Source organism: Haloechinothrix salitolerans, assembly GCF_042662605.1.
GTDB lineage: Bacteria > Actinomycetota > Actinomycetes > Mycobacteriales > Pseudonocardiaceae > Haloechinothrix_A > Haloechinothrix_A salitolerans.
Map to the genome: position 1 here is coordinate 635,082 of NZ_JBHSXX010000001.1, position 17,194 is coordinate 652,275.

A 17,194-nucleotide genomic window follows, 5' to 3' on the forward strand; every position below is an offset into this window, starting at 1 on the left:
GCGTTGCTCAGCCCGGCAGCAGATGGCGGCGCAGGAACTCGGTCTGGTCGGCCACCGCGCGTTCGAAGCTGTCGCCGACATAGATGTCGAAGTGCCCGATCGGGTACCGCTTCACCTCGCCGCGCGGGGCTTGCGCCGCCCACTTGGCCGTGTTGTCGCCGGGACAGAGCGTGTCCTGGTCGGTGATGCACCACAGCGCGGGGCACTGGACATGCTTGGCCTTCGTGCCAGGCCGGTACAGCGGTACGCGCAGCCCGATGCGGGCGGCGACCCGGTTCTCCCACACCGTGTCCCGCGGGACCAACGCCATCATGCCGGGCTTGGCGTCGTGCGTGGTCATTACGCCGGGGCTGCCGGGGTCGGCGACCGCGGGTAGGTAGTGCGGGGGTTTACCGAGCGCGGCGTTGATCTGGTCGCGCAAGGCGTGCACCGTCAACGACGCCGCGTGCTTCGGGCCGACCGCACGCAACGTCGCGAGCCCGTCGGAGAACGGACACTGCGCCACGATCGCGGCGATCCTCCTGTCCTCGGCGGCGAGCGTGACGACGTGCCCGCCGGAGTACGACGAGCCGAACAGCGCCACCCGGTTCGGGTCGGCCCAGTCGACGTTGCGAGCCTCCGCGATCGCCGCGCGCCAGTCGTCCAGCTGCTTGCCGATGTCCAGGAGTTGGCGCGGCTCGCCGCCGCTCGCGCCGAAGTGCCGGTAGTCGAACAGCAGCACGCCGAGGCCCGCCGCGACGAACCGCTCCGCGTAGGCGTCGAGGCGCAGCTCTCGCGTCGCGGAAAAGCCGTGCGCCATGACGACGATCGGATGCGGGCCATCTCCGTCCGGTCGGTACAGCCAGGCAGCGCACTCTGCGCCGTGCGAGGTGAACGTCAAGTCAGTGCGAGACATGGGGTTATCGTGCCTCGTCATGTCGAGGGCGTCCATGTTGTGTTGGCGCCGCACAGCACCAGACACGGCAGGTCGCCTGGTATGCGGCCCGCCGCGAACGCCGCGAGTGGCGCGGCCGCGGCCGGTTCCACGGCGAGTCGGAACTCCTCCCACAGCAGGTCACGCGCGGTGAGGATCTCGTCGTCGGTCACCAGCACCGACGTGACGTCGGCCGAGGCCAGCACGGCGAACGGGATGTCACCGATCCGGGTGGCGCCAAGCGCGGATGCCGCCACAGAGTCGACGTCGGTGTCCACCGGCTCGCCCGCGTGGAGTGCTTGGTGCAGGCAACCGCACCCGTGTGGCTCGACGGCGACGGTCTTTCTGCCGTCCGAGCCGAGCGCGGTGCCTGCCGCGAGTCCGCCGCCACCCACCGCGACGACGATGGCGTCGACGTCCGGCGCGTCCCGCGCGATCTCCCGCGCCATGGTGCCTTGACCTGCGACGACGTCCGGGTCGTTGTACGCCTCGACATAGCGCGCGCCGGTCCGTGTGGCTGCGTCATGCGCGGCCGCGGCGCACTCCGCGTAGGTCGTGCCGTGCCGGATCAGTGTGGCGCCCGATCGCTCGATACGGCGCGCCTTCGCCTCGGGGACGGTCTCCGGCACGTACACCGTGGCCGGGAGTCCTAGGCTCTTCGCGGCGGTGGCGACGCCGAGGCCGTGGTTGCCGCCGGACGCGGTGATCACTTGCTCTGGCCGCTCACCGCTGGCCAGCGCGTTCACGGCGCCTCGGAGCTTGAAGGAACCGGTGCGCTGGAGGTGTTCCAGCTTGAGCAGGCACTCTCTGTCGCCGATCTCCGTGCGCAACAGCGGTGTGTGCCGGACGTGGCCGTGGACGCGGGTAGCGGCGGTATCGACGTCGATAGCGGTGGGGATTCGCACGAGACCCAGTCTGCCGAACCCGGAACACGCGGCGCCGTACCGGGGGACTCGCGGCAGGGGAGGTCGGGACTCGCGGCGGCTTAGGTTGCCCGGTTGGCGTGATCAAGCCTTGTGGGTGATCTTGCTGAGGGTCGTAGATCAACATGACCTACCCGGGTGAGGTGTGGGCCGCCGTCGAGTGAGGTCGACGTGAAGTCACGGCCATTTGGTTGCGCAAAGTAACTGGTCTGACTCCTGTGTGGGTGCTTGCGGCTCATTCGTATCGGGGTCACCAGCCGACCGGTTGTCACCGGTTCTTCCGCCCTGCTGTCCACCGGAGTGGTGAGGGCGAGTAGTGGTCGGCCCAACCGAGGAGTACGGATGATTCCAGCGCCACAAACAGCCCATTTCAGGGCGGACACGGACGCTGTGAGGAGTACGCAATGAAAGGCAAAATCGCTCGCACGATTGCCATTATCGCGACCGGAAGCATCCTTTCGGTGACTGGCGCGGGAGTCGCAGGGGCAAGTCCGTCGGACGACGTCATCGGCACCGGTTCCAGTTCAGCCAGCATGGTCGACGTCGCGGGCCATCTCAGTGAGCTTCGCGTCGAACTCGCCGACACCATGGAACAGTCCAACTTCACCGCGATGGGATTCGCCCTCGACGAGACAAAGACACTCGTCACCGGCATCGTCAGCGGGCAACGTAGTTCGATCTCCAGCGAGACCGTCACCTTGGCCAAACAGGCATCGGCGCAAACCGACGAAGTCGAGGCGGCGCTGGCGGATGTCCAGGCGCGAATCGGGGGGCTGCCCGACCCGGTCGCGCTGCTGCGGTCGTTGCTGAAGAGCCTGCTGACGACGTTGTCGGCCTTGATCGACAGCATTCTCGGCGGCGTGCCGTCGGTGTCCGACCTCGGTGTGCCCGGCGTCGGTGGCGGCGCTCCGGAAGCACCGGACGTCGGTGACGTCACCGAAGGTGGCGACGGTGGCGGGCTCCCGGTGCCAACGCCATAACGCGTCTGTCGGCCATTCTTAGCGTTTCTGATGGGGGAAGGAATCCGGCGCCGGTAGCCCCGGCGCCGGATTCCGCTATTTCGCGGTCAGGTCGAGTCCCGTTCGCAGCACACCCGCGATTTCCAGCGTCGCTTCGCGGAACCGGGGACTGATTCCGAGCAGGTTAATGAAACCGTGGATAAGGTCCCAATGTCGGTGCAGCGTGACCGGGACACTCGCCTTTTTCAACGCGTCGTAGTACGCCTCGCCGTTATCGCGCAGCGGGTCGAAACCGGCGGTGATCACGGCGGCGGGCGGCAGCCCGCTGAGGTCTTTGGCGAGCAATGGTGACAGCCGAGGGTCGGACTTGTCGGCACCCTCCGGCACGTAATGGCCCTCGAACCAGTTCATGTCGTCGTCGGTGAGGAAGAAGCCTTCGCTGAAGAATTTCCGGGACGCCCGCCGGTTGACGAAGTCGACCTCGGGGTAAATCAGCAGCTGGAACGCGGGCAGGTTGCCGCCGTTGTCCTTGGCTTGCTGCGCCACGACCGCCGCGAGGTTGCCGCCGGCGCTGTCGCCGCCGACCGCGATCCGGTTCGGGTCGGCGCCCAGCTGTTCGGCGTTGGCGACGACGTACTCATAGGTGTCGATGGCGTCCTCGACGGCGGCGGGGAACGGGTGCTCCGGCGCGAGCCGGTAGTCGACGCTCAGTGCCCGCACCCCGGCATGCTGCGCGAGGAAACGCACCGCGTCATCGTGAGTTTCAACGTTGCCGACGACCCAGCCGCCACCGTGGTAAAACACCAGCAGTGGGGCGTTCTCGCCGACATGGTTCGGTATGTAGAGCCGGGAGTACAGCTCACCCCCGCGCGCGGGGATGCGCACCGGCCTGCTTCGCATCGGTGGCCTGCTGGCACGCTCGGCGATCTTGGCTGAGGCGTTGAGGTTCGTCCGTGCCTCTTCGGGTGACGCGGCAGCGAGCTGAATCCCGGCGAACTGGTTGATGCGCAGCATCAGTTGGGCGTCGACGTCGAGCGTCTGCCCGTCCAATTCGATCGGCCTACCCGCCATGAGCCGCCGGATGTGGCGGGGCAACGCCATCGCGGCTCGCATGGTCGCTGCTTGCACCGGAATCGGAATGCGCTCGGCAAGTCTCGGCACTGGTGTCCTCCTCTGATGACCGGGTCATCCGCAGTCTGGCATGGTCCCTTGGCGTCGTGGGAGTGCGAGCAAGCACACGTCGGGTGGACCTCCATCGGGCTCGAAGTCGTACGGTGCATATCGAGCCGTCGTGAGGAGAATGAGGCATGGCCGGTAATCGGGCGATCACCGTGGTAGGCATTGGCGGATCCCTGCGGGAGGGTTCGCAGTCCGAACATGCGTTGCGCGCCGTGCTCGCTGGCGCCAAAAGCGCAGGTGCGAGCACGGTGGAGATCACGGGCGATCGGCTCGTGCTGCCGTTCTACGACATCGCCATCGACGAACGCAGTGACGCGGCGCGCGATCTAGTGGCGGCGATTCGCGCCGCCGACGGGCTGGTCGTGGTGTCGCCCGGCTATCACGGCGGACCATCCGGTTTGGTGAAAAATGCCCTCGACTACGTGGAGGATCTCCGTCACGACGCGCGTCCCTACCTCCACGGCCGCGCGGTCGGCACGGTCGCCGTCGCGTACGGTTGGCAGGCGGCCGTGACGACGCTGAACCAGCTCCGCACGACGGTGCACGCGCTTCGCGGCTGGCCGACCCCACTTGGTGGCGCGGTGAACTCGGTGGAGACGAAGTTCGACGAGAACGGTCAGGCCAGCGACGCCAAGGTGGAGACGACGCTGCGCACCATCGGCGAGCAGGTCGTCGACTTCGCCCGACGGTGACGTCTGGATCTGCTCGCCCGGAAGTCGGGACTCGCGGAGCCCTCAGCCGAGCGTGCGGAGCGCGAAGTCGACCTCGATGGCGGTCTGCTTGATGGTCTCGGCGACCACGAGGGAGCCGTGGCCGGCGTCGTACCGGTAGAACTCGTATCGCGCGCCCCGCTTCGCGAGCCGGTCCAGGTAGTTCTCGATCTGCTGGATCGGGCACCTCGGGTCGTTGTCGCCAGCCAGGACCAGCACTGGGGCGCTGACCTCGTCGACGTACGTCAGCGGTGAGCACTTCCGGTACACCTCGGGCACGTCTTCCGGTGAACCGCCGAACAGCGCCCGGTCGAACGCGCGAAGCTGTTCCATCTCGTCGTAGTAGGCCGTGACGTAGTCGGCCACCGGCACTACTGAGATACCCGCCGCCCAGCGCTCCGGCTGCGTACCGAGCGCGAGCAGCGAGAGGTAGCCGCCCCAGGACGCCCCGTTTACCACGCACTTGTCTGGGTCGGCGACGCCGTTCGCGACCGCCCAGTCGTGCACGGCGGCGACGTCTTCCAGCTCGGTGAGCCCTGGCCGTCCCTCGATCGCGTCTCGCCATGCCGAGCCGTAGCCGGTGGAGCCACGGTAGTTCACCTCGATGACAGCGAACCCGGCGTCGACCCAGACCGCGCGGTAGGCGGAGAACCGGTCCTCGTCAGCGGCGTGCGGGCCGCCATGCAGGGAGAACATCGTGGGCAGCGGGCCGTCAGGGGCGTCGGCGGGTCGCGAGATGAGCGTGTGGATCGGCCCGCCGGGGCCGTCGACGTACGCGTCCGTGATCGAGACGGACTCCGGTGCCCGTTCTCCCGGTGGGGTAAGCAGCACGGTGTCCTCGCCGGTCACCGAGCGGGCGCGGATCGCTGGCGGCGTCTTCGCGCTGGACCAGGCGTACTCGATCGTGCCGTCCGGCCGGACACCCGCGCCGCCGATCCGGCCGGGCGGCGTGCTGATGTCGGTCAGGACGCCAGTGGTGAGGTCGTAGCTGTGCAGCGTGCTGCGGCCGGAGTGGAAGTGGACGACGAGCAGTGCCGTGCCGTCCGGGTACCAGGTCGCGGCCACTTCCCCGGGTAGGTCGAGCGAGATCTCGGTCTCGGTGTCGCGCGCGACGTCCCAGATCAGCAGCTCTTCCTTGCCATGCCGCTCGTGTAGCACCAGGAGCCGCTGGTCGCCTGGAACTGGCGAGAACTCCAGCGCATCGAGGCCCTTTCCGGGCCCGTCCCACTTCTCGGTGACCATGCCGAAACCGTCCGTCGCCAGCACCCGCAGCGCGGGGTGGCGGGAGTCGCCGTGTTCCGAGTGGCTGATCGCGAGCAGTGCCTCGTCACGGGAGAGCGCGGCGACCCCGGCATCGTGCTCGCTGGCATACGCCGTGCGGGTGGCGCCGCCAGCGTGGGTGTAGATCGTGGTGCCGTCATCGGTGGACACCCCGACGGCCGTGACGTCGCGGCCGAGTTCGAGACCGGCTGGGTAGCCGTCTGGGATGTCCGGCAGGCGCGCCGGATCGGCGTCGTCCGCCGTGAACGGCTCGTGGACCCAGTGGCCGTACTCGTCGCCGTCGGTGTCGTTGAACCACCAGATCGCCCGTCCGTCCGGGGCTATGGCGCCATGCACCGTGCCGTTGGGCCGGTCGGTGACCTTGCGGTGCTCGTCGGTGGCGCGATTCCAGGCATAGATCTCGAATACGCCGCTGACATTGGAGACGTAGATGTTGGCCGATGGCTCGTCGCGGGCCCAGTCAGGCGAGGACATCCGCGCCGCGGTGAAGCGGGCGCGCCACCGGGCTTCGGCCGCTGGGTCGGCGAACAGGCTGTCCGGCACCGTCGGTTCAGGGTGAGTGGTCACGGGTAGATGGTGCCACGTCGCCGGACGGCGAGAGCGTGGCCCTAAACATGAGAAAGCGGCCCAAGTCCGTAGTGGACCTGGGCCGCTTCCGTTGCGTCGGGGTGGCGGGATTTGAACCCACGACCTCCTCGACCCGAACGAGGCACGCTACCAAGCTGCGCCACACCCCGATGCCGTGTATCTCGGGCCGGGAACGAGTCTAACGGACGCCGATTCCGGTCTTGAACCGGGACTCCCCCGCTGCTTCCGCGGACGTCGAGCCGCGCGGCACCAGGGTCAGCAGGCTCGCTTCAGGTGGGCAGGCGAACCGCACCGGCGCGAACGGCGACGTGCCGAGGCCCGCGGAAACGTGCAGCCACATGTCCGAACCCCAGCGTGAGGCGCCGCGCGCCCGCGAGCGGTCCAGCTCGCAATTGGTTACCAGCGCGCCGATGCCGGGGATTCGCAGCTGGCCGCCGTGGGTGTGACCGGCGAGGACAAGGTCGTAGCCGTCCGATGCGAACGGGTCCAGCACCCTGGGCTCCGGTGAGTGGGTGATGCCGAGCCGCAGCGCCGCGTCGGCGTCCGGCTTGCCGGCGATCTCGCTGTAGCGGTCGTAGTGCAGGTGCGGGTCGTCCACACCGGCCGCGACGATCCGCTGGCCCGCGACGGTGATCGTCTCCCTGGTGTGGGTGAGGTCATGCCAGCCGCGTTCGATGAAAGCCGCGCGCAGATCCTGCCACGGCAGCGGGGGGCCGTGGATATGCTGGCGATTCTCCACGTTCTCGAACAGATACCGCGCCGGGTTCTTCGGCTTCGGCCCGAAGTAGTCGTTGCTACCGAAAATGAAAAGCCCTGGGAAGGGCAGCAGTGGCCCGAGCGCCCGCAACACCGAAGGCACCGCTGCCGCGTGGGAGAGGTTGTCGCCGGTGTTGACGACGAGGTCCGGCTCCAGTTCGGCCAGCGACGCCACCCAGCGCTGCTTGGCCGTGTGGCTCGGCAACATATGCAGGTCGGAAATGTGTAGGACCCGCAGCGGCCTGGCGTCGCGGGCGAGCACAGGCAGCTCTGCCGTCCGCAGGGTGAAGCGTCGCCGTTCGATGCCAGCCGCGTAGGCGAAGGTCGTCGCGCCGAGTGTCACAGTCGCGAGACCCAGTCGACGGGCACGGCGGCGGGCGGGGCTCATCCTGCGGTGAGGGGCGGTATCCACCCGAGTCAGGATACTGTGGCTCACGGGGACTAGTTGCCCCCGTCCTCTCCATCGTTGCTCTCGTTCGGTCCCTCGTCGCCGTTCTGGTCTTCGCCCTCGGTGGTTTCGGTTTCATCTGGGGTCGAGTGCATCCGCGCGTACTTCGGGTCCGGCTTCGGCAGGTCCTTCTTCGGCAAGTTCGCGTGGATCTTCTTCATCGCGCCGAACCAGGTGTCCGCCGGGGTGCGGGCACCCTGCATGTTGCCGGTCCCGAGCTCGCACGCGCGCACATTGCCTGGTCCCGCGTAGCACAGGCTGCCGATCGGAGAGTCCGGCCGGAACACCATCGCGGCACCCGCCAACTGGGGCGTCGCGCCAACGAACGTCGACGCTTGGGCGTTCTGCGCGGTACCCGTCTTGCCGATCATCGGTCGATCCCAGCCCACCTTGGCGGCGGCGCCGGTCGCGGTCCCGCCCGTGTGGTCCTTGCTCAACCCGACGGCGAGGGTATCGGCCAGCGGCTTCGGAATAACGCGCTCGCAGGGCTCCTCTTGGATCTTGACGGTGTTGCCGTTGCGGTCTGTGACCTTGGCGATTGGAGTTGGTGGGCACCACACGCCGCCGCTCATGATGGTCGCGGCGACGTTGGCCAGCTCAAGCCCACTGACTGCGACAGGGCCGAGCGTGAACGATCCACCGCCCGGTGAGTACTCGCTTGGTTTGAATATCTTGGCCTGACTTACTCGCAAATCGGCGTCCTCCGCCTGCGGGTCAGGCGTGTCGCCCTGGCCGTTCGCGGCGAGGGAGCGCCGCATCCCGAGCTTCTTCGCCATGTTCACGACTGGGCCCATGCCGGTTTTCTCTTCGAGGATCACGAACGCGGTGTTTGGTGACTTTGCCAGTGCGTCTTGCAGCGTGATCTGTCCGCCGAATGTCGCGCCTGGGTAGTTCTGCACGCAGTATTGTGGATTACCGGGGCACGCGTCTTGATCGCTCGCGGAAAAGACCGGGGAGATGTGGAAGTTGGGTGCCGAGATTTTGTCGTAGATTCCAACGACGCGCTCCTGCATAGCCGCCGCCGCGGTGAAGATCTTGAACGTCGAGCCCGCGCCACCAAGGTTGATGACGTCCGACGGCAGCGCGTAGACGGTTTGGCCCTTGCTCTTGTCCGGCCCGTAGTCCTTGTTGGCCGCGAGCGCGACGACCTTGTGGCGCTTCTTGCCCGGTTTGACCAGCGACAGCGTGTTCGCGACGTTCGGCTCGGTTTTGCTCACCTGGAACTCGGCCGAGTCCTTGGCGACCTTGTTCGCCTTGCGATTGAGCGTCGTCCTGATGGTGTAGCCGCCGGTGTAGAGGTCGTCCTTGTCCATTCCGGCGCGCAGCAGGTAGTCCTCGACGTACTGGCAGAAGAAGCCGTGGTCAGGTCCCGCGCCTACGCAGTTGGCAGGCGGCTTGCGAGGCCCGCCCGGCAGCACGCCGAGCGGCTGGTTCTTGAGTTCCTCGGCGTCCGCTTCGCTGAGCTTGCGGTTCTCCACCATCTTGTCCAGCACGAGGTTGCGCCGCTTCTTCGCGTCCTCGGGGTGGTTCCACGGGTCGAGCGCGGTCGGGTTGTTGACCATGCCCGCCAGCAGCGCGCCTTGGGCGGCGTCCAGCTCCTTCGCCGAGACACCGAAGTACGCGCGAGCGGCGGCGCCGACGCCGAAGATGCGGCGGGAGAACTCGACGATGTTGAGATACCCGGTAAGGATCTCCTCCTTACTCATCTTCGTCTCGAGCTGGACCGCGATCCGCGCTTCCTTGAGCTTGCGCGCGATGGTCTGTTCCTGGGCCTTCTGCCTGCCGATGAGGTGCTTCGGGTTGTCGTCGTTCCAGTAGACGACGTTGATCAGGTAGTTCTTGACGTACTGCTGTGTCAGCGTCGACGCACCCTGGGTGTCTCCGCCCTGCGTGTTGCTGATCGCCGCACGCACGGTGCCCTTCCAGTCGACGCCGTCGTGCTCGTAGAAGCGCTTGTCCTCAATGGAGATCAGCGCCCACTTCATGGCGTCGGAGATCTGGTCGCTCGCGGTGGGGATGCGGTACTGCTGATACAGCGTCGCGATGGGTTTGCCTTTGGCGTCCGTCACCGTAGTGACCAGCGGCGGCGGCACGTTCGCCAGCTCGGTCGACGTGTTGTCGACGGTCGCGCTCGCCTTGTTCGACATGACACCGAGCCCCCCGACGAACGGGAACATCATGCCGGCGAGCAGCACTCCTGCCAGCAGGCACAGGCCGAGCAGCTTGAATATGCCATCCGTCGTTCGCACATCCCTGATGCTACGTGCCTCCGCTGGGGCCTCGCTTGCCTGGCGTGGTAGTGCGAGCAGCCGGAACGATCACGCCCTGTGTGTTACCGCGGCGTGAATTTGGATTACCCACGTTGGCGGCGGGAACCGATGGCCTCTACAGTCCGTCAACGTCTCACGTACTGGCGCGGGGAGCGCCGTTGGGCGGAGAAGTGAGCATGACAGATATGAGGGAGCTGGGGGTATGAACAGCACTGAACCGGACTGGCGCACCGCAGCGGCCTGCCGCGACACCGATCCGGATGGTCTCTTCGTCAAGGGCGCGGAGCAGAACAGGGCGAAGCTCGTCTGCATGGCTTGCCCCGTTCGTACGGAGTGTCTCGCCGAGGCGCTGGACAACCGGATCACGTTCGGTGTATGGGGCGGTATGACGGAGCGGGAGCGACGCGCGCTCCTGCGCCGCAGGCCAGACGTCCAGTCATGGCGTGACCTGCTCGAAGAGGCCCGCCGGGAGCACGGCGACGCGGAGCAGCCCGCCCGCGCGGGTTGATGGAGCGGGATGCGGTGAAAGACGCTTTCTCTGCGTTGGGTGCGGTGAAAGCGTCTTTCAGCGCGCGTGGCCATTGCCGGACAGCCGCTCACCGATCACTCGCAGCCCAGCGATGTCGTTGACGTCGCTTGGCAGCGCGGGCACCCCGACGACGGGGACGCCGGGATGGGCGCGGGTGAAGCGCGCGAGCAGGCGCTGTTCCCGCTGGTCAAGGGTGACACGGTCGGCATGCAGGCGCAGCACGGCCGCCGCGAGCGGACCGTTGCCGTCGCGTTCGAGTGCCTCAGCGGCGGCGAGAGCTTTCGTCGCTGGCAGGTCGGCCAGTACGGGGTGCGTCCGGTTCGCGACGAGGCCCTGGAGCGGCATCGACTCGTCGGACAGCCGCTCCACGAAGTAGCTCGCCTCGCGCAGGGCGTCCGGTTCCGGCGCGGCCACGACAAGGAACGACGTCCCCGGCGAGCGCAGCAGCTCCGCCGTCTTGGCCGCGCGTTCCTTGAAGCCGCCCGCCGTGCTGTTGAACGCCTGCATGAACGCCGATGCGTCGGTTAGCAACTGCCCGCCGATCACGGTCGACACCGCTTTGGTCGCCATCGCGAGCCCCGCGGTGAACGCCTTGCGCACACCCCAGCCACCCGCGCGGGCAGGGCTGGTCAGCAGCTTGATCAGCCGCGTGTCGAGCGCGTTGGACAGCCGCTTCGGCGCGTCGAGGAAGTCAAGCGCGGACCGGCTCGGCGGGGTGTCGACGATGATCAGGTCCCACTCGCCGTCCGCGACGAGCTGGCCCAGCTTCTCCATCGCCATGTACTCCTGCGTGCCGGAGAACGACGTGGACACCGTCTGGTAAAACGGGCTGGCCAGCAGTTCCTCGGCGCGGTCAGGATCCGAGTGCGCGATGATCATGTCGTCGAACGTGCGACGCATGTCCAGCATCATCGCCCACAGCTCACCGGCTGGCTCGAAACCTTCCAGCTCGACCCTTTTCGGCACGTTGCCGAGCTCCTCGAGCCCGAGCGCCTGCGCGAGCCTGCGGGCGGGGTCGATGGTCAGCACCACCGTCGTCCTGCCGCGCTCGGCGGCGCGCAACGCGAGCGCAGCCGCCGTCGTCGTCTTCCCCACACCGCCGGAGCCGCAGCAGACGACGACCTTGGTCTTCGGGTTGTCGATCAGGGTGTCCATGTCGAGGTGCCTCGCCTGCGCCACCACTACCGCACCCCTTTCTCGACCAGCAGGTCGGCGATCTCGTACAGCGATGCGACGTCGATGCCCTCTGTGATGTCCGGGATCTCGATGCGTGGTTGGTTGGCCTCGCCGAGCTGCTCCATCGCCGACCGTTCGGCGGCCACCCGAATCGCGTGCTCCACGGTTTCGTTGACCAGGCCGTCCAGCACCTCAGGGGCGAGATCGAGACCGGCGGCCTCCAGCCCGGAACGTACCCGGGAGGAGTTGACCCTGCCATCCGCGGCGGCGGTGATCGAGCGGGCGGGAAGTCGCGGCGGTCGCACCCGGTTGATCAGGACCGCGCCGGGCCGCAGCTTCGCCTCGACGAGGTCGTCGACGGCCTCAAGCGTTTCGCGGATGGGCATCTCCTCGAGCAGCGTCACCAGGTGCACCGCCGTCTCCGGGGAGTGCAGCAGCTTCACGACGCCCTCGGCCTGTCCGCGGATTGGTCCGCTCTTGGTGATGTCGCTGAGCGCGCGAGTGACGTCGAGGAACTTCACAACGCGCCCCGTCGGCGGGGAGTCGACCACGACATGGTCGTAGCTGTGGCGGCCGTCGGACTCCCTGCGGGTGACGCATTCTTTGATCTTTCCGGTGAGCAGCACGTCCCGCAGACCCGGTGCGAGCGTCGTCGCGAACTCGATCGCGCCCATCCTGCGCAGCGTGCGTCCCGCGAAGCCGAGGTTGTAGAACATCTCGAAGTACTCGAGCAGCGCGGCCTCGGCGTCGATGTGCAGCGCACACAGCTCGCCGCCGTCGGGTGCCGAGACGAGGTGACGCTCACCGTAAGGCATGGGTTCGGTGTCGAAGAGCTGCGCGATGCCCTGCCTGCCTTCGACCTCGACCAGCAGCACTCTCCTTCCGCCACTGGCGAGTGCGAGAGCGAGCGACGCGGCGACCGTCGTCTTCCCGGTTCCCCCCTTGCCGGTCACGAAATGCAAGCGCGCCCGCCTGAGTTCCTTGGTCCAGCCAGAGTCGCCGAGCGGTGTTGTCACGGCCGTCAGAGTAACCGGTGAATGCCTCTATTGGGGTGAAGGGCGTTATCGCACGCTCAGAAAGCCAGCACCATCGCGGTGACGACGACGCCAGCCGTGATCACGATCGCCCAGGTCAGTGGTGCGGCGAGCGTGGTGATCATCAGGACGCTGATGATCACCATCGCGGCGAGGCCGATAGCACCAGCGACCGCGGTCTGCCCGCCTGAGTGAGTCCGTTCGCGCACCTTCGCCATGGTGAGCAGCACCAGCGTGATCCCGGCAGCGACGAACAGCGCCGTCGCGATGATCCGCCATGCTTCCATGGTCGACAACCTAACCCGAGCTGGTTAACTCCCTGGTGCGGGGAGGTGTAACCGCGACAGGCATGCGGGGGACAGTCGTCGGCATGGGTTGGCTCGCTAGGCTGCGGGCACGACGCAATGAAGCGCGACCGGCACCGGTAGCGACGTGGTCAGTGGCCCGTCAGTGGCATTGAGCGCGGAGCGAGCCCGCCGGCGTGACGCAACGAAGGGACAGGTGCATGAGCGCGACCACATGGGAGTACGCGACGGTTCCGCTGCTGATCCACGCGACCAAGCAGATCCTTGACCAGTGGGGCGCTGACGGCTGGGAGCTCGTCACCGTGCTGCCGAACCCGACTGGCGAGCAGCACGTCGCCTACCTCAAGCGGCCGAAGGGCTGAGCGCGATGAGCTGGAGCGCACGGCTGATCGAGCTGGACATCGACCTGCCGACGGTGGTCCCGCCGGTCGCGGCGTACGTGCCCGCCACCCGCAGCGGGAACATGGTCTACACGTCCGGCCAGCTGCCGATCATCGATGGTTCGCTCGCCGCCGCGGGCAAGGTCGGCGGTGAGGTCAGCGCTGACGAAGCCAAGGGGCACGCTCGTACCTGTGCGCTGAACGCGCTCGCCGCCGTGCACGGGCTCGTCGGCATCGACTCGATCGTGCGGGTGGTCAAGGTCGTCGGCTTCGTGGCCTCCGCGGAGGGATTCACCGGTCAACCAGGTGTCGTCAACGGCGCGTCGGAGTTGCTCGGCGAGGTCTTCGGCGATGCGGGTCAGCATGCCCGTTCCGCGGTCGGCGTCGCTGAGCTACCGCTCGGCGCACCCGTCGAGGTGGAGATGATCGTCGAGGTCGGGGAATCAGCGTGACCAGCTGGCCCAGGTCGGTGCCGCTGCCGGACGACTTCGTTCCGCCGAAGCTGCCCGACGTGCCTGCCACGCCCAAGGACGCGGCGACAGTGATGCTGGTCCGCGATGCCGCCGCGCACGGTGGCGGCCATGGCATCGAGGTCTTCCTGCAGCGCAGGGTGGCTGGTATGGCCTTCGCGGGCGGGATGACCGTCTTTCCCGGCGGTGGACTCGACCAGCGCGACATGGACAGCACCGCCAGCGCCGTCGCTTGGTACGGGCCGGACGCCTCGGCGTGGGCCGCTTGGTTCGGCTGTGAGACGTCCCTCGCGCGGGGCCTGGTGTGCGCGGCCGTGCGGGAGACATTCGAGGAGTCCGGCGTGCTGCTCGCCGGTGACGCTGACGGCGCGATCGTCGCCGACTCCACGCCGTACCACGACGCCCGCGAGGCGTTGATCTCGCGGGACCTGTCGCTGGCGGCCTTCCTGGACGACGCGGGGCTTGTGCTGCGCGCTGACCTGTTGCGGCCATGGGCGAGTTGGGTGACACCCGCCGAGGAGCCGCGTCGCTACGACGCCAGGTTCTTCCTCGCGGCATTGCCAGAAGGACAGCGTGCCGACGACGCGACGTCCGAGACGGAGTCCTCCGCGTGGCATCGGCCCGCCGACGCGCTCGCCGAGGCCGACGCGGGGCAGCGTCCGATGATGCCGCCGACAAGGGTGACGCTCGCCGAGCTCGCCGAGTACGACACTGTGGCGAGTGCGCTCGCCGCACGCAGGGAGATTCCCCGGATCGAACCGACGATCGTGCGCGACAGCGAGGGCGTGCGCGTCGAGTTTTCACTGCCTCGAGGAGAGTGACACGCATGCGGCATCCCGCCTACGGCCAGCTGCGGCCCGTCAGCGACGTCGCGTCGGTGCTGCTGGAGAACAATCCGTCGACGATGACGCTCGAAGGCACCAACAGCTGGGTGTTGCGTGCGCCTGGTGCGGCGGGCAGCGTCGTCGTCGACCCGGGCCACGACGATGAGGAACACCTCGACCTGCTTGTAGAGGCCGCGGGTGACGTCGAGCTAGTGCTACTCACCCACCATCACCCGGACCACGCCGATGGCGCTCCCGGTTTCGCTGAGCGCGTCGGCGCGCCGGTGCGGGCCGCTGAGCCCGAGTTGTGCCGTGGCGGTGACGCGATTGGCCACGGCGACGTCGTCGACGCGGCCGGCCTGCGGTTCGACGTCCTGCACACCCCCGGCCACACCGCCGACTCGGTGTGCCTGACTGTCGGCCACGGCGCCACCACGCACGTGCTGACCGGGGACACCATCCTCGGCTACGGCACCACGGTGCTTTCCCACCTCGGGGACTACCTCGACTCGCTGGACCTGCTCTCCGAGGTGCCCGAAGGCGCCGTCGGGCTGCCCGGTCACGGGCCGGAGCTGGCCAACCTGCGCGCCACCGTTCGTGAGTACCGGGAGCACAGGGAGCAGCGGCTGAACCAGGTGCGCGGCGCGCTGGCCGAGCTAGGAGCGGACGCCAGCCCTCGGCAGATCGTCGAGTTCGTCTACACCGACGTCGACCCCAAGCTCTGGGGAGCTGCCGAGGCCAGTGTCCGCGCGCAGCTCGACTACCTCAACCGGCGGGGTTGACGTCCGCATTGTGTGCCGCCGTGCCCACACCAGCGCGGCGAGCGCGAGTCCGGCGCAGGCCGCCGCGAGGAACGACATCGGCGGCCCGAACCGCTCAACGACGAACCCACTGGTCGAGTGGCCGATGGCCAGCCCGAGCGTCGCCGCGGTGATCACCCAGCCGAACGCCTCCGTCGCGGTGCCTTGTGGCGCGACGACGTCGATCGCGGTGGAGTGACTGGTCGCTTGCGGGGTGATGAGCGCGCCAGCGATCACCATGCAGCCCGCGAGCAGCAGCAGCGACGTCGGCGCGAACGCCGTCGGCAGGACCAGCATCCCTACCAGCACCCCGTGTCCGCCGAGCAGCACCGGCAGCCGTAGCGGCAGCGGGCGAGGCCAGGGCCGCAGGCTGAAGAACAGGCCGAACAGCACGGAGCTGAGCGACCATACCGACAGCAGCAGCCCGCCGATCGTCGGTTCGCCGGCGTCGGTCGCGACGGCAGGCACGGCGACCTCGACGAACCCGATCACGATGCCGAAGCCGAGCACCGCGATCACTACCGTGCGCATGCCCGCGCTGCTGAGCGCGCCCATGACACTGCCAGCGTGCTCACCCTTGGGGCGCGCTCGCCACGCGCGGGCCGCCGGGGTGAGCGCGAAACCGACCGAGCCGATCGCCATGCAGGCGGCGCCTGCGACGACGCCGGAGCCCGGCCACGGTGTCAGCAACATGATTCCGGCGAGGCCGGGGCCGAGGATGAAGAACACCTCCATGGAGATGGCCTCGTAGGCGTAGGCGGCGTCGCGCGCGTTGCCAGGTGGCAGCAGCCGCGCCCACAACGACCGTGCGGCGGATGGCACACCGGGCTGGCTGCTGCCAGACATGACCGCGAGCGCCACAAGAAGCGCGGTGGGTGCGCCGCGTTCGATCGACAGGACCAGGCTGATGACGGCGGCCGTGAAGATCACGGTGGCTAGCAGGATCGGCCAGGTTGGTCCGAACCGGTCGATGATCCTGCCCTGAACCACGGAGCCCGCCGCGACGCCGAGTAGCAGTCCAGCGCCGACCAAGCCGGCGATCGCGAACGTGCCGGTGACGTGCTGGGTGTAGAGCAGCACGGAGAAGCCGATCATGGCGATCGGCAGGCGCGCGAGCAACGAGCACAGTACGGGCACACCGGCACCTGGCGCGGTCAGCGCGGTGCGGTAGTCGGCGAGCGAGGCGTTGTTGGACACGTGTACCAGTATGGCTAATTGTGGTACGGAAGTACCACTCGATTTCTGGTTGGTTCACTCACACCAGCCGACCGACCGAACCGTTGTCGCGCAGGGCCGGGAGAAGCAGGTTTCGATTGGGTAACGTTACGCAAGATTTGTGCCGACTTATGCAACATATCCGCCCTCAGCACCGTCCTTGAGGGTGAACGGCCTTGAAGTCGTGGACGCCGTCGGCGATGGTGGAGATAAGAACATAGTGAGAGCTCCCTCCGGCAGATTGGGTCGGGGCCTATGTCCGGAGGGCGGGGAGCGCGGAACGTCGGGGGATGGGCCGCGCATACAGAGAAAGGAGCCGGTGCGCCACGTCGGGGGTGGCGCCCGGCTCCTTTTTCTGCTTTCCGGCTGTGTGTCGCCCGCGAACTCGACAGCGTTAGCGCGTCGGTGCGGTGGCGTATGTCACCGCACCGGTC

The 17,194-nt window shown here is 67.9% G+C and carries 16 protein-coding genes, 1 tRNA gene and 1 pseudogene; 7 read left to right on the forward strand and 11 right to left on the reverse strand.

Annotated features, from left to right (window positions below):
- Positions 1-7 precede the first annotated feature (7 nt).
- Together ACFQGD_RS03055 and ACFQGD_RS03060 are read right to left on the reverse strand one after the other, a co-directional pair.
- Positions 8-895 (reverse strand): alpha/beta hydrolase, encoded by an 888-nt coding sequence (locus ACFQGD_RS03055; protein ID WP_345407100.1) that lies wholly within the window; start codon positions 893-895, stop codon positions 8-10.
- Positions 896-912: 17 nt separating this feature from the next.
- Complete coding sequence (locus ACFQGD_RS03060) at positions 913-1,818, reverse strand: serine/threonine dehydratase (RefSeq protein ID WP_345407103.1); 906 nt, start codon at positions 1,816-1,818, stop codon at positions 913-915.
- A gap of 422 nt (positions 1,819-2,240) precedes the next feature.
- Between ACFQGD_RS03060 and ACFQGD_RS03065 the strand changes: the two genes are divergently transcribed.
- On the forward strand, positions 2,241-2,816 hold the full coding sequence (locus ACFQGD_RS03065; RefSeq protein WP_345407106.1) for a hypothetical protein: 576 nt from the start codon (positions 2,241-2,243) through the stop codon (positions 2,814-2,816).
- A gap of 75 nt (positions 2,817-2,891) precedes the next feature.
- On the opposite strand, the gene ACFQGD_RS03070 is transcribed toward ACFQGD_RS03065, so the two are convergent.
- Entirely contained in the window at positions 2,892-3,908 is a 1,017-nt protein-coding gene (locus ACFQGD_RS03070) for an alpha/beta hydrolase (protein WP_345407553.1), read from the reverse strand.
- Positions 3,909-4,102: 194 nt separating this feature from the next.
- Between ACFQGD_RS03070 and ACFQGD_RS03075 the strand changes: the two genes are divergently transcribed.
- Complete coding sequence (locus ACFQGD_RS03075; protein WP_345407108.1) at positions 4,103-4,666, forward strand: NADPH-dependent FMN reductase; 564 nt, start codon at positions 4,103-4,105, stop codon at positions 4,664-4,666.
- A gap of 42 nt (positions 4,667-4,708) precedes the next feature.
- Here ACFQGD_RS03075 and ACFQGD_RS03080 read toward each other — a convergent pair whose 3' ends face one another.
- From ACFQGD_RS03080 to ACFQGD_RS03095, 4 genes are all read right to left on the reverse strand, one after another.
- Positions 4,709-6,532 carry a prolyl oligopeptidase family serine peptidase gene (locus ACFQGD_RS03080; protein WP_345407111.1) on the reverse strand — a complete coding sequence of 608 codons (1,824 nt, stop codon included), beginning with the start codon at positions 6,530-6,532 and terminating at the stop codon, positions 4,709-4,711.
- A gap of 96 nt (positions 6,533-6,628) precedes the next feature.
- Positions 6,629-6,702: transfer RNA gene (locus ACFQGD_RS03085), tRNA-Pro, on the reverse strand.
- Between the two features lie 29 nt (positions 6,703-6,731).
- Complete coding sequence (locus ACFQGD_RS03090) at positions 6,732-7,697, reverse strand: metallophosphoesterase (protein ID WP_345407555.1); 966 nt, start codon at positions 7,695-7,697, stop codon at positions 6,732-6,734.
- Positions 7,698-7,750: 53 nt separating this feature from the next.
- A complete protein-coding gene (locus tag ACFQGD_RS03095) occupies positions 7,751-10,006 on the reverse strand; it encodes a transglycosylase domain-containing protein (RefSeq protein WP_345407114.1) in 2,256 nt (751 codons plus the stop codon).
- Positions 10,007-10,229: 223 nt separating this feature from the next.
- On the opposite strand from ACFQGD_RS03095, the gene ACFQGD_RS03100 reads away from it, so the two are divergent.
- Positions 10,230-10,535 carry a WhiB family transcriptional regulator gene (locus ACFQGD_RS03100; protein WP_345407117.1) on the forward strand — a complete coding sequence of 102 codons (306 nt, stop codon included), beginning with the start codon at positions 10,230-10,232 and terminating at the stop codon, positions 10,533-10,535.
- A gap of 57 nt (positions 10,536-10,592) precedes the next feature.
- Here the strand turns inward: ACFQGD_RS03100 and bagB are convergent, their stop codons facing one another.
- The 3 genes from bagB to ACFQGD_RS03115 are packed head-to-tail and all read right to left on the reverse strand — an operon-like array spanning position 10,593 to position 13,053.
- Positions 10,593-11,711: an ATPase BagB gene (bagB, locus tag ACFQGD_RS03105; protein WP_345407558.1), complete on the reverse strand. Its 1,119-nt coding sequence runs from the start codon at positions 11,709-11,711 to the stop codon at positions 10,593-10,595.
- A gap of 26 nt (positions 11,712-11,737) precedes the next feature.
- Positions 11,738-12,748, reverse strand: coding sequence for an ATPase BagA (gene bagA / locus ACFQGD_RS03110; RefSeq protein ID WP_345407120.1), 1,011 nt, complete (start codon positions 12,746-12,748; stop codon positions 11,738-11,740).
- 56 nt (positions 12,749-12,804) lie between these two features.
- Complete coding sequence (locus tag ACFQGD_RS03115; RefSeq protein ID WP_345407123.1) at positions 12,805-13,053, reverse strand: hypothetical protein; 249 nt, start codon at positions 13,051-13,053, stop codon at positions 12,805-12,807.
- Between the two features lie 218 nt (positions 13,054-13,271).
- On the opposite strand from ACFQGD_RS03115, the gene ACFQGD_RS03120 reads away from it, so the two are divergent.
- From ACFQGD_RS03120 to ACFQGD_RS03135, 4 genes are read left to right on the forward strand one after another with little or no spacing between them, the layout of a single operon-like run.
- Positions 13,272-13,433, forward strand: coding sequence for a DUF4177 domain-containing protein (locus ACFQGD_RS03120; protein WP_157361826.1), 162 nt, complete (start codon positions 13,272-13,274; stop codon positions 13,431-13,433).
- A 5-nt stretch (positions 13,434-13,438) separates the two neighbouring features.
- Positions 13,439-13,903 carry a RidA family protein gene (locus ACFQGD_RS03125; protein WP_345407129.1) on the forward strand — a complete coding sequence of 155 codons (465 nt, stop codon included), beginning with the start codon at positions 13,439-13,441 and terminating at the stop codon, positions 13,901-13,903.
- A 17-nt stretch (positions 13,904-13,920) separates the two neighbouring features.
- Positions 13,921-14,742 carry an NUDIX hydrolase gene (locus ACFQGD_RS03130; protein WP_345407561.1) on the forward strand — a complete coding sequence of 274 codons (822 nt, stop codon included), beginning with the start codon at positions 13,921-13,923 and terminating at the stop codon, positions 14,740-14,742.
- Positions 14,743-14,747: 5 nt separating this feature from the next.
- Positions 14,748-15,527, forward strand: coding sequence for an MBL fold metallo-hydrolase (locus ACFQGD_RS03135; RefSeq protein WP_345407132.1), 780 nt, complete (start codon positions 14,748-14,750; stop codon positions 15,525-15,527).
- Here ACFQGD_RS03135 and ACFQGD_RS03140 read toward each other — a convergent pair.
- Positions 15,525-16,742: pseudogene (locus ACFQGD_RS03140) on the reverse strand (MFS transporter); the annotation flags it as partial. The gene ACFQGD_RS03135 and the pseudogene ACFQGD_RS03140 overlap by 3 nt on opposite strands.
- Between the last annotated feature and the right edge of the window lie 452 nt (positions 16,743-17,194).